12 protein-coding genes are annotated in these 12056 nt (G+C 45.9%); 8 read left to right on the top strand and 4 right to left on the bottom strand.

What is annotated here, in order from left to right:
• The first annotated feature begins 54 nt into the window (after window positions 1-54).
• The 3 genes from BM271_RS04080 to BM271_RS04070 all read left to right on the top strand — a co-directional run bounded on the left by BM271_RS04080 (window position 55) and on the right by BM271_RS04070 (window position 3190).
• Window positions 55-1524, top strand: a complete 1470-nt coding sequence (locus BM271_RS04080) for an alanine/glycine:cation symporter family protein (protein ID WP_046790344.1) — start codon at window positions 55-57, stop codon at window positions 1522-1524.
• A gap of 160 nt (window positions 1525-1684) precedes the next feature.
• The gene (locus BM271_RS04075; protein WP_046790343.1) at window positions 1685-2731 is read left to right on the top strand and encodes an NADH:flavin oxidoreductase/NADH oxidase; all 1047 of its coding nucleotides are present in this window, start codon (window positions 1685-1687) and stop codon (window positions 2729-2731) included.
• Window positions 2732-2776: 45 nt separating this feature from the next.
• Complete coding sequence (locus BM271_RS04070; RefSeq protein WP_052749857.1) at window positions 2777-3190, top strand: MarR family winged helix-turn-helix transcriptional regulator; 414 nt, start codon at window positions 2777-2779, stop codon at window positions 3188-3190.
• 38 nt (window positions 3191-3228) lie between these two features.
• Here the strand turns inward: BM271_RS04070 and BM271_RS04065 are convergent, their stop codons facing one another.
• Entirely contained in the window at window positions 3229-4182 is a 954-nt protein-coding gene (locus BM271_RS04065; protein ID WP_052749856.1) for a DUF1002 domain-containing protein, read from the bottom strand.
• 161 nt (window positions 4183-4343) lie between these two features.
• On the opposite strand from BM271_RS04065, the gene BM271_RS04060 reads away from it, so the two are divergent.
• Window positions 4344-5324: an LCP family protein gene (locus BM271_RS04060; RefSeq protein ID WP_052749855.1), complete on the top strand. Its 981-nt coding sequence runs from the start codon at window positions 4344-4346 to the stop codon at window positions 5322-5324.
• Window positions 5325-5363: 39 nt separating this feature from the next.
• On the opposite strand, the gene BM271_RS04055 is transcribed toward BM271_RS04060, so the two are convergent.
• Window positions 5364-6383, bottom strand: coding sequence for a cation diffusion facilitator family transporter (locus tag BM271_RS04055; RefSeq protein WP_046790341.1), 1020 nt, complete (start codon window positions 6381-6383; stop codon window positions 5364-5366).
• A 128-nt stretch (window positions 6384-6511) separates the two neighbouring features.
• Here BM271_RS04055 and BM271_RS04050 point away from each other — a divergent pair, with 128 nt between their 5' ends.
• Window positions 6512-6916 carry a sporulation protein gene (locus tag BM271_RS04050; RefSeq protein ID WP_046790340.1) on the top strand — a complete coding sequence of 135 codons (405 nt, stop codon included), beginning with the start codon at window positions 6512-6514 and terminating at the stop codon, window positions 6914-6916.
• A 101-nt stretch (window positions 6917-7017) separates the two neighbouring features.
• Complete coding sequence (locus BM271_RS04045) at window positions 7018-8280, top strand: Y-family DNA polymerase (protein ID WP_046790339.1); 1263 nt, start codon at window positions 7018-7020, stop codon at window positions 8278-8280.
• Between the two features lie 27 nt (window positions 8281-8307).
• Here BM271_RS04045 and BM271_RS04040 read toward each other — a convergent pair whose 3' ends face one another.
• On the bottom strand, window positions 8308-8535 hold the full coding sequence (locus tag BM271_RS04040; protein ID WP_234960406.1) for a hypothetical protein: 228 nt from the start codon (window positions 8533-8535) through the stop codon (window positions 8308-8310).
• Between the two features lie 112 nt (window positions 8536-8647).
• Window positions 8648-9304, bottom strand: coding sequence for a sigma factor-like helix-turn-helix DNA-binding protein (locus BM271_RS04035; protein ID WP_046790338.1), 657 nt, complete (start codon window positions 9302-9304; stop codon window positions 8648-8650).
• A gap of 197 nt (window positions 9305-9501) precedes the next feature.
• Between BM271_RS04035 and BM271_RS04030 the strand changes: the two genes are divergently transcribed.
• Both BM271_RS04030 and BM271_RS04025 read left to right on the top strand, forming a co-directional pair.
• Window positions 9502-10761: an aminoacyltransferase gene (locus BM271_RS04030; protein WP_046790337.1), complete on the top strand. Its 1260-nt coding sequence runs from the start codon at window positions 9502-9504 to the stop codon at window positions 10759-10761.
• A gap of 8 nt (window positions 10762-10769) precedes the next feature.
• Window positions 10770-12032 carry an aminoacyltransferase gene (locus BM271_RS04025; protein ID WP_046790336.1) on the top strand — a complete coding sequence of 421 codons (1263 nt, stop codon included), beginning with the start codon at window positions 10770-10772 and terminating at the stop codon, window positions 12030-12032.
• Window positions 12033-12056: the final 24 nt, after the last annotated feature.

The following is a 12056-nucleotide window of genomic DNA, read 5'->3' as shown; positions in this document are numbered from 1 at the left end:
CTCTTTCCTCCTGTAGTGATATAATATTTAATATCACGCAGGAGGTGTTTTTTTATGGATTTTGAAGGCATTATACCGGATTGGTTCAAAACAATAGTAGAAGTCGGTAACACCCTTCTTTGGGGAGACTTCCTTATCGGGCTTCTGATACTTGCCGGTTTATATTTCTCCATCAGCTCCAGATTCGTCCAGTTCAGATGGTTCAGAGAAATGTTTTATGTATTAAAGGAAAAGGCGGAGATTTTACCGGATGGCTCAAAAGGTATTTCTCCTTTCAAGGCATTCACAATCAGTGCGGCTTCCCGTGTCGGTACAGGAAATATCGCAGGGGTTGCCACAGCAATCGTGCTCGGGGGACCGGGCGCGGTGTTCTGGATGTGGGTGATTGCATTCTTCGGTGCAGCGACTGCATTCTTCGAGTCCACGCTGGCACAGGTCTTCAAGGTGAAAGACAGGGAGGGCGGATTCCGTGGCGGACCGGCCTACTATATGGAGAAGGGGCTTAATCAGAGATGGCTGGGCATATTCTTTGCCGTACTGATTACGGTCACTTTTGGATTCGTCTTCAATGGATTGCAGTCCAATACGATTGCCCATGCGTATGAAGAAGCATTCAACATTGACAGATGGGTTATCGGACTGATCGTCGCAGCGCTGACGGCTGTCGTCATATTCGGCGGTGCCAAATGGGTGGCAAACGTGACGGGATATATCGTTCCTGTGATGGCTGTCATCTATCTTTCAGTGGTTCTGGTAGTATTGATCATCAATTATGACCAGATTATTCCAATGATCTCCACTATATTTGCAAATGCTTTCGGTCTCCGTGAAGCATTCGGCGGTGCAGTGGGCGCAGCAATACTTAACGGTTTCCAGCGCGGGCTCTTTTCAAACGAAGCGGGTATGGGTTCCGCTCCAAATGCTGCCGCAGCAGCTGCAGTCAGCCATCCAGTCAAACAAGGGCTTATACAATCCCTTGGTGTGTTTTTCGATACCATGGTTGTATGTACAGCGACAGCGGTCATCATACTCATGTATACAGATCTGGAATACGGTGCAGACGCACTGCAGGGCATCCAGGTAACACAGGCGGCGATGACTTCACAGATCGGTTCCTTCGGGGCTACTTTCATTGCCATTGTCATTCTGCTCTTTGCCTACAGCTCTATACTCGGGAACTTCTTCTACGGTCAGAGTAACCTGAATTACATTAAAGAAAACAAAGGCGTACTCTTCATATTCAAGGCACTTGTCGTCGTCATGGTGTTCGTCGGTGCCGTAATGGACCTGGAAACTGCATGGGCAACAGCGGACATGTTCATGGCGCTCATGGCAGTCACCAACCTGGTTGCAGTATTTGCACTGAGCAGTATAGTATTCCAGGTTGCAGCGGATTACAGAACGCAGCTGAAACAGGGTATAAACCCCGTGTTCCAGCCGAACAATATCAAAGCGGATCTTTCGGATGTCGATGAGTGGGGTGAAAACCGCTACACCTACAGAGATATTGACAGATCGAAATAAAAGTATCTAAAAACCATATTCTGATATCCACCCCGGGGCTGAAATTCCAATTCAGTTCCGGGTTTTTCTTATGATGATATGTGAAGTTTGATAAACCCAGGCAATTAAGGTAACATTTTAAATGCATGCACATGCATTTAATTAATCAGGAGGGTTATATATGAAAAAAATTGATACACCTTTTAAAATGAAAGGTCTCGAACTTACTAATCGGATTGTCATGGCACCCATGTGTCAATATTCGGTGACAAAAGAAGACGGTGTGCCGAACAACTGGCATTTTGTCCATTATGTCTCCCGGGCAGTCGGGGGAACGGGACTTATCATCATGGAGATGACAGGCGTGACACCTGAGGGCAGAATAACGGACCAGGATCTGGGAATATGGGATGACAGTCATGTTCCGGCTTACAGGGAGATTGTTGATGAAGTACACAGGCAGGGGGCAAAAATAGGCATCCAGATCGCCCATGCCGGAAGAAAGGCGGAAGATGCGAATCCCCCTCTGGCACCATCTGAAGTGAAAGGGGAAGCACTGGTTGAAGAAACTAAACACGGCGCATTGAAAATGCCCCGTGCCCTTACGGCTGAAGAGGTACGGAATACAGTGGGGCAATTTAAAGAGGGAGCAAGGAGAGCCGTGCAAGCCGGCTTTGATACGATTGAAGTGCATGGCGCCCATGGTTATCTGCTCCATCAGTTCATGTCCCCCTCCATCAATCACAGAGTGGATGAGTATGGCCGGGACCTCTCCAGGTTCGGTGTTGAAGTCATTGAGGCAGTCAAGTCGGTGATGCCCGAAAATATGCCGCTCATTATGCGTATGTCGGCCATTGAATATATTGATGGCGGTTATGATCTGGAATATTCATTGAAGATGGCTAAAGCTTTTAAAGACGCGGGAGTGGATGCGTTCCATATTTCAACCGGCGGGGAAGGCGTGCCCGGCGAATTGAAACCAGGGAATTACCCGGCCTATCAAGTGCCTTTTGCGCAGGCATTCAAAAATAAATTCGGTATGCCGGTGATTGCCGTGGGCATGCTTGACGAACCTAAAGTAGCAGAGGCTGTATTGTCGAATGGCCATGCAGATCTGGTTGCCGTGGCTCGCGGTATGCTTAACGATCCATACTGGGCGATGCACGCCATCAGGAAAGTCACCCATGAAATCAATCCGCCTGTACAATATGAACGCGGTATCCGCTGAACAGAAGTGGTATAATGGATGTAATATGAATATCAGGTGATCGTAATGAATAATCATAATGAACTGATTCACGATTGGATGTCGTTTTCCAAGTTTCACAACCGGACGACAAGAGCGTTGGATCGGATTTTACAAAATAAATATCATCTCGGCGTCAATGATTTTTACTTGATGGTATTTTTAAATGAGAATGAAGAGAAGCAGCTTCGGCTGTCCCAGCTGCAGCATATGGTGGGGCTGAGTCAAAGTGCACTGTCACGATTGATTTCCAGATTGGAAAGTCATGAGATGAAACTCGTGGAAAGGGCGGGTCGTGCAGAAGACAGGCGGAGCGTCTATGCGAAACTGACCGTGAACGGGCAGAAATTCATCTCCGAATTGATGGATGACGCGGGAGAAGCACTCCATCACTCCCTGTCGGAGAAAGATATGAAGAATTTGAGAGTGTTCATAGAGTAAACAAAAAAAGCGGACATATGTCCGCTTTTTGCTTTGGATCAGAATAGTGATCTGAAGAAATCAACGATTGCTTTAAAGAAATCGGAGACTGCATTTTTGAATGATTCCCATGCTCCGGATTCCTGGATATCTTTACCCAGTTCCTGTGCCGAGTCTTTCGCATCCTGGAACCCTTCGCTGGAAGTGATATCATCAATCAGGTTTTTGGAACTGTCGAGCAGGCGCTGAGCTTCCTCACTCTGGAAGAGGCCGGAATCCTGTATATTCATAATGATGACGGTGATGCGGTCTATCTGATCCTGTTCCAATACCCCGTTAAGGCCGTTGGCTTCCAGTTCCTCGCCGACAATATTTCTTATTTCACCTTCGGAGAGATTTCCACCGGCTTCGATGACCTGTATTTTGATCTCGGTGATCATCTTGTTAAGCTGTTCCTGGGAGAAGCCTTCCACATTGCTGTTTTCTTCAGCGATGTCGGAAATTGCTTCCAGCTCATCCTGTGCATTTTGTGTACGTTCAGGGTCTATCTCTTCCCCTTGGGCTTCATAAGCTTTGTATATGCCGGACAGCGCACTTTCACCGGTGACATCTTCAGCTGCACCGATGACAACTTCCGCATCCGTGATGCCTGAAGTCAGAAGTGCATTCTTGTATGTCTCTTCTGTGATTTTCGTTATCTGTCCCATGCTTTCATCGACAGTGATATCGAGCCCCTGACCTTCGTCTTTCTGCAGTATGCGTATGCTGGATTTCAGCACGGAGTCATCATATGTGACACCAAGATATTTCTCAACATCACCGCTTCTGACGTATTCTATTTTATCTTCCTCCATGACGCCCAGTATTTCACTTGTCGCATCCAGCAGTTCCTGATTATTCTCAAGCCCTGCACCATATACTGTAACAGCCTGGTTCCATTCAGAAGCAGCTTTTACATTCAATGGCATCAGCAATAATAAAACTATAATCAACGGCATCATTTTCCGTATCATATTATCCCTCATTCCTTATGGTATCCATTTATATTACTATAATGGCAGCACCGGACTCAATTGATATCATAACCCGGCCGGTGCACAGCGCAGGATATTTCTTTATTATTCGGTTGAAAACAGGTAAAATGAGTCAGTAGATTATTTACAGGAGCATGATTATGGATAAAGAATACAGTCGTTCCGGGAGAGCGGGACACACAGTGAAGAAGCGAAGGATACGCAAAAGAGGGCTCATTCCCCTTGTAATCCTCCTGCTGCTTGCCGGATCTGTGCTTTATATATATTTCTCATATCAGGCGGGAATCGATATTGCCAAAGAGAACGGTGTGGAACAGCAAACGCATGAATTTAACGGTGCGGACAACAATGACGGAAAGAAAAACATCCTGCTGCTGGGTGCGGACCGGGAAGTGGACGGTGCACAGCGCACCGATGTGATTATGATTGCGCAATATGATTATATGCAGAAGGATATGAAGCTGGTTTCCCTGATGCGTGATATATATGTGGATATACCGGGTTATCAGAGCTATAAGATCAATTCCGTGTATTCACTCGGCGGTGTGGAACTGTTGCGGCAGACGATTCAGCAGAATTTCGGCATTGAAGTCGAGGAATATGCGGTGGTCGATTATGATGCCTTCGAATCCATAGTGAATGTCATCGATAAGGACGGCATACCGATAGATGTTGAAAAGGATATGTCTGCGAAAATCGATACGGAGTTAAAGAAAGGAAAACAGCGACTGGGCGGCGAGGACCTTCTTGCCTATGCCAGGTTCCGGCATGATGCCGAGGGGGACTTTGGACGCGTCAGACGTCAGCAGCAGGTCATTGAAGCGGTGAAGAACGAGGCGTTGACGGTGGGGAATATTTTCAAGCTGCCGAAGATCGCCGGTACGGGGATGGGACATGTCAACACAAGCATGTCTGATGGCGAGATGTACCGCATGCTGGCTTCATTCCTCGTGCGGGGGGACAAGGACATAGAAACCCTTTCGATCCCTATGGAGGATACTTATCAGTTCATGGATACGCCTCATGCGGGCAATGTCATCGATCTGGATTTTGAGACGAACAACCAGAAGCTGCATGATTTCCTTGAAAGCACTGAGGAGGATGCCGGGGAGGGCCAATAGATCATAAATTAAGAGGATGGGGGGCCCCATCCTCTTTTGCTATTCCTCTTTGGATTTTTTACTCCGCTTGGATCTTCTATCCATCTGTTCCTGTGTTTCAGGCCACGCACGGCGGCCGTCATCCACTTCGAATTCTGTATTGACATCTGTCACATGGCTTTGCTCCAGTATCAGGGCTTCGATCTCATCCCTGATTTCATTTGCATGTTCGACTGTTATGTCCGGATCGGTTTCCGCTACGATTTCAACATGCAGGTTATCGCCTTCTTTTAAAACAAAGAGCTTTTGGATATCTGTAATTTCCTCATGTCTCAGAACAATCTGTGCAACTCTCTGTTCCATATACGGGTCACTTTCACCAAGGACACCGGCGGCATTTTCCATAAATACTTTATAAACAATGTAGAACATCATCAGACCGATAATGACAGAAGCTATGCCCTCTGCCTGGGCAAAGCCGGTGAAGCGGCCAACCAGAATCGCAAGAATCGCGAGCAGTGCCCCCGAAGTTGCGACTGTGTCTTCGAGAAACACGAGCTTTGTTGCAGGTTTTGCACGGTCCATATGCTTAAAGCTGAGTGTCAGCGGTTTCAGGCCATCCTGCGGCTGGCCGGCCTGTCCCAGCAGTTCTTTCCCTGCTTTATACAATACGTAACCTTCGAGTATAGCGGCTGCTCCGAGCACACCGATGTTAATCAGCAGCATTGAGGTATCTGCTGTGCCGGGAAGCGGTTCTACAATATGATGGATTCCTTCTTTTACGGTTTCATAAGCCAGTATGCCGACGACTACGACGGCGAACACACAGACCAGATTCACCAGTCTGCCGAAGCCGAAGGGGAATCGTTTTGTTGGCGGCTTTTTGGAAAGGCTTGACCCGATAAAGACAAAAAACTGGTTGATTGCATCACCGAGCGAGTGCATCATTTCAGCAAACATTGCCACATTTGCAGTGAATAAAAAGGCGACGCCTTTTAGACCGGCGATGAAAAAGTTGACAATAGATGCTGTCAGTGAAGCCTTACTCCCTTGTTTGAGCAGTGCGAAAATATCTTTCACTATAGTCATCTCCCTTAAAGTTTTAATGATGTATCATATCAATCTTTACCCATTCCTGATTAGAGTTATTTATTTTAGGTTAAATATATAGCAACATGGATAAAATTCATTATATGGAGGGCATGTTTATGTTTGAAAATCTTCTGACAAGAATAGGCATTGACGGAGTGACGGTGGATACCCGGCTGTCGGACGCGTCCTACCGCGTTGAAGATGACATTGATGGTGTCATAGAGATTACAGGAGGCAGCAGTACCCAGTCAGTGGAGGACATTGAGCTTACACTGTATAAAGTGATCAGCGGATACCGGAAAGATTCCGATTTTGATGAACATCAGGAAGTGCTGCAGACCATCCGTCTTGAACACACAGTGACGATCGGGACAGATGAAACCGTGGAGATCCCATTCGAATTTTCTGTGTCTGGGCTTACAGTCAGTGATGACAGACATTCCGTCAGGCTTCATACAAAGGTATTTCTTCCGAATTCCATCGATGCAAAGGATGAAGACGACATCCGAATTACAGAATAAAGAGAACAGTCCCAGGAATTGGGGCTGTTTTTTTGTTTAAGTACGGAATGAATGTGATATTATCGTAGTACGAACATACGTTCTATATAGGAGGAGTCGTCATGTATAACTATCATATCTGTCCCAAAAGGGATATATTTTGTGTCGATCAGAAAAGTTTTTTTGCGAGCGTATCGTGTATTATGAACGGATTGGAGCCGCAAACCACCAAGCTTGCGGTGGTAGCAGATACGAAGAATCCCGGAGCTGTTGTTCTTGCAGCAACACCGGAACTTAAGAAGCTGGGTATCAAAACAGGATCGAGATTATTTGAGATACCGGGCCGCGGAGACATCTACATCATCAACCCATCGATGAAAACCTACCTGGATTATTCCGCGAAGATTACAGAGATTGCACTGAAGTACGTTGCGCCGGAAGATTTCCATCAGTATTCCGTCGATGAATTTTTCATGGATGTAACCGAAAGTTATTACCTGTTCGCAGAAAATCCGAAAGAGCTTGCCGTAAGGATCCAACGCGAGATATATGAAGAGACTGCGATAGAGTGCGCTGTGGGTATAGGCGATAACATTCTGCTCAGCAAGCTGGCCTTGGATATTGAAGCGAAGAAGACGGGAGACGGTATTGCAGAGTGGCGGTATCATGATGTGCCTGAGAAGCTTTGGCCAATCAAGCCTTTAAGGGATTTCTGGGGCATCAGCCGCCGGAGTGAAGTGAAGTTGAACGAACGGGGGATATTCAAAATCGGGGACCTGGCACAATACTCGCCGGTGCATTTGAAGCAGGATTTCGGAATCATCGGTGTCGACTGGCATCTCCATGCCAACGGAATCGACTTCAGCGAAATCCGGGAGAAGCATACTGTGCATGCCCCTTCCATATGCAAAAGCCAGATTCTTATGCGGGACTACAGGTTCAGGGAGATATATGTTGTTGTGCTCGAGCATGTCGATGAAGTGATGCACCGGCTCAGGCTGACCGGGAAACTTGCCAAGACCGTTCAGATTGCTGTAGGTACAAAAGACGGGCGGATATACCGGAAACAGTTCACCGTCCCGGAAGGGACGAACAACAGCAACCGGGTGATGGAGGGAATCTGGAACATACTAAAAAGAATCGCAGATCCGCATGCATTGTACCGCACCATCAGCGTGACGCTTACAAATTTCATCCCCGACAGCGTCACCCAGGTTTCGTTGTTTGATGATATCAATCAGCTTAAACGGCAGGAAGCGCTCATGAAGACAGTCGATGCTCTGAAAGTAAGATACGGACAGCTGAGTGTAATGCGGGCGCTCAGCTGTACCGAAGCGTCCACGCTCAAGCTCCGTGACGGACTCATTGCGGGACATAAGAGGTGAAAAAAGAAGCGGTTCCGTAAACCGCTTCTAATAGTTTAATGCATAAAGCGCAAGCAGGCCGTTCAAAATGCCCAAGACAAGTGAAAACATTGTCCCGACGAGAACATATTCGCTTTCCTTGTGGGCTCTCGTTTCTTCCTGGCCTGCGGGAAACCTCAATATGGATTTGGCGGCAATGATAAGACCGAGAGCAGTATACTTACTGAAAATGACAAATATGATTGCAAGCAGCCTTTCGCTGAATCCGGTGGTCATGCCGATATAGTCGGTATCATGATTTTTGGTGCCTGAGAGTCTGCCGAGCAGCCGCTTGATCAGCCAGCCGCTCGATACATATTGAGGACTGAGAGGACGGTGAGTGCTACTTTCATGATTTGAACCTCCGTTCCACTGATTCCTTGAAATGCCCGCTCAGTGCTTCGGTGCGTGATCCATAACGGGCCGCAAGGAACGTGATGATGATGCCGAGCTGTCTGCCGCGGGATTTGCTGTAATGGGCGGATACCGTGGACTCATTTTTATCAAGTATGCAGGCAATATCCTTCTGCGGCATGCCGGAGAGTCTCAGTGAAGCGACTTCTTGCTGAAGCGGCGTCATGCCGCTCAGGATATCAGTGAGGTACATGAGAGGTATGACGATTTCATCCGGCATCCCCGGTGATGCGAAATCCTGTATTGATGATTTTTTGATAGCTTCGAGCGCTTCCCGTGTATCCTTGACTGTCCGGTGGCTCCATTGCTCCGGATTCCCGTCCGGTGGTTCTATATCCGCAGTATGATAGCTGCATTTGAGTGGAAAATCACTATGATACCACAGCAGCTTGGCATAGATCGCAATGAAAAGGGTATTATACGGAACAGAGGATAATGCGAAAAGTTCATCGCCCATCCGATGGTTTACATGAGAGAAGTCATCATCCGCAACCCAGGTCTTTATTTCCGTCTCCATTCTTCTGAGATCGTCTAAAACTTCTTTGTCTGCGTCAGAGCTGCCCGAGATATCGATGATCAAAGATGAAATCATGTGTACAAAACCTCCTTAATGTTATAATACAGACGACTATAAATTAGGTTATACATAAATTCGTTTAAATAAGCGGATTTGAATTAATTCGTCCAAATAAACGAATTTGAAAATATCCATTAGGGAAACGATGGAGAAGGCAGAACAAATCTGATAATATAATCTAGGTATCAAAAATAGGTGACAGGAGTGCCATTATGCAATTTACAGAGTTAACGCCACAGGAGTTCGACCAGTTCACACGGACTCATTTCAGCCACTTTACCCAGACACTCGACAATTACAATCTGAAAAAAGATTCAGGTGTGGAAACATATCTTGTCGGCGTAAAAGATGATGGGGAAATAAGGGCGGCAGGTTTAGTTACATTAACCCCTGTGATGAAAGTATTCAAGTATGCTTATACAAACCGTGGTCCCGTGATGGATTACAGTGACAAACGCGTTTTTGATGCTTTTTTCGAAGGATTGGAACAGTTTTTAAAACCTAAAAAAGTGATGTACACAAGAGTCGATCCCTATGAAGTGATCAAAGAGCGGACCCATGACGGGGAAATAATAAAGGATATGGGCAATCGTTATATATTTGACTATTTCAGGGCGCTTGGATGGAGTCATACAGGCTTTACCAAAGGTTTTGATCCAATCGTCCAGATCAGATGGCATTCCGTGCTGGACCTCAGAGACAAGGATCCGAAAACGCTGCTTGATGATATGGACAGTCTGAGAAAGCGTAATATTAAAAAAGCGCAGAAAAACGGGCTTCACCTGCGCTATCTGGAACTTGATGAAATCGACGTGTTCAGGAAATTCATGAAGGACACTTCCGAAATGAAGTCGTTCATAGATCGTGATGATGAGTACTACATCAGCCGTAAAAAGCATTTCGGCGATAATGTACTGATTCCGCTCGTCTATGTAGACCTTGAGGAATATAATGATTCAACGCGCAAAGACCGCGACCAGCTAATCAAAAATATCGATAAAGCCAAAAAGGGCCTGGAAAAGGATCCGTCCAATAAAAAAGCTGAAAACAAGATTAAAAATCTAAGTGAGCAGCTTAATAATATTGAAGACAAGCTTGCCGAAGGCGAAGCTCTCTTAAGCACCCACGACAGGGAACTGCCTGTGGCGAGCTCTTATTACTTCATTACACCGCATGAAGTGGTTTACCTTGCCGGCGGCAGTGCGAATGAATTCAGACATTTTGCAGGAAGCTATCTGATTCAGTGGCATATGATCAACTATGCGCTGGATCATGACATTGATATATATAATTTCTACGGAATCAGCGGTGAATTTACACCACAGGCGGAAGATTACGGTGTAATACAGTTTAAGAAAGGCTTCAATGCCAAAGTGCTCGAGTATGTCGGGGATTTCATCAAACCGGTAAACGGACCGGCATATGCTGCATATAAAGGTTTTGCAAAACTGCGCACGTTCATAGGAAGGTAGGATAAAAAATGAAGTTTACGGAACTGACTGAGGAAGAATATAAGAATTACATTGAAAAAGGGGAGGAATCCGCCTTTTTTCAAATGGTTGAAAATAAAGCGAACAGAGAACTGGACGGTCAGGAGGTCCGCCTCCTTGGTGTAAAGGACAATGACGGCATTGTTGTCGCGGCTTGCCTGTTCACACTTAAGCAAACGGGCGTCGGCAAGAAGTTCTACTACTCGAACCGGGGCCCTGTGCTTGACTACCATAACCACGGTCTCGTCAGATTCTACCTGCAGGAACTGAGCAGGTATCTGAAGGCGAACAATGGTCTCTACGTTAAACTGGACCCGAACTGGATCTATAAAAAATATGATAAAGATGTCAATGAGACAGAAGATTATGAAGCTCAGGATACCCTCATAAAAATCATGGAGGATGAAGGGTATGTGCACCAGGGCTTCACACGCGGTTACTCCAGAACTTCACAGGCACGCTGGATGAGTGTGCTGAATCTGAATGGATTCAATGAGAATACGCTCGTCAAATCATTCGATTCTCAAAGGAAGCGCAATATTAAAAAAGCGCAGAAGTTCGGTGTCAAAATCCGTTTCCTCGATGTGGATGAAATTGATATCTTCATGGATCTGTACAAAGATACAAGTGAAAGACAGGGATTCTTTACACACCCAAATCCAAAAGAGTATTTCTCCAATTTTAAAAAGACCTACGGGGACAAGGTCCTCATTCCACTTGCCTATCTGGAACTTGATGAATATGTCCAGAACCTGCAGGACCAGCTGGATGATCTGAAAAGGAAACACAGTCAGATGATGCAGAAGGACAATAAGAATGACAAGACTATGAATAAAATAGCTGAAGCAGAAAAACAAATCGAAAAGTTGGAAACAGACCGGGAGACTGCGAGTGAGATTCAGAAGAAAGAGGGCAGCATCATCAATCTTGCTGCCGGTATTTATTTTGAGACGCCATATGAAATGGTCTACAATTCAGGAGCGAGTTCCTCTGAATATGCCCAATTTGTCGGCCCCTATATGATGCATTATGAAATGATGAAATACTGCATGGAAAAAGGGATAGACCGATACAATTTTTACGGTGTCAGCGGAGATTTCTCAGAAGACGGCGAAGACTACGGTGTGTACCGTTTTAAACGCGGATTCAATGCTGAAATCGAAGAACTTGTCGGTGACTTCGTGAAAGTGATCAGTCCGATCCAATACAATATCTACAAAGTTAAAAGCAAACTGCAGCAAATGAAAAAGTAAAATTCAAGAAGGGTTTGTCGTAAA

It is taken from the genome of Salinicoccus halodurans, from assembly GCF_900114445.1.
In the GTDB taxonomy this organism is placed as follows: domain Bacteria; phylum Bacillota; class Bacilli; order Staphylococcales; family Salinicoccaceae; genus Salinicoccus; species Salinicoccus halodurans.
Note: the sequence above shows the minus strand (reverse complement) of the source record. Positions and strands in the feature narration are given on the sequence as shown.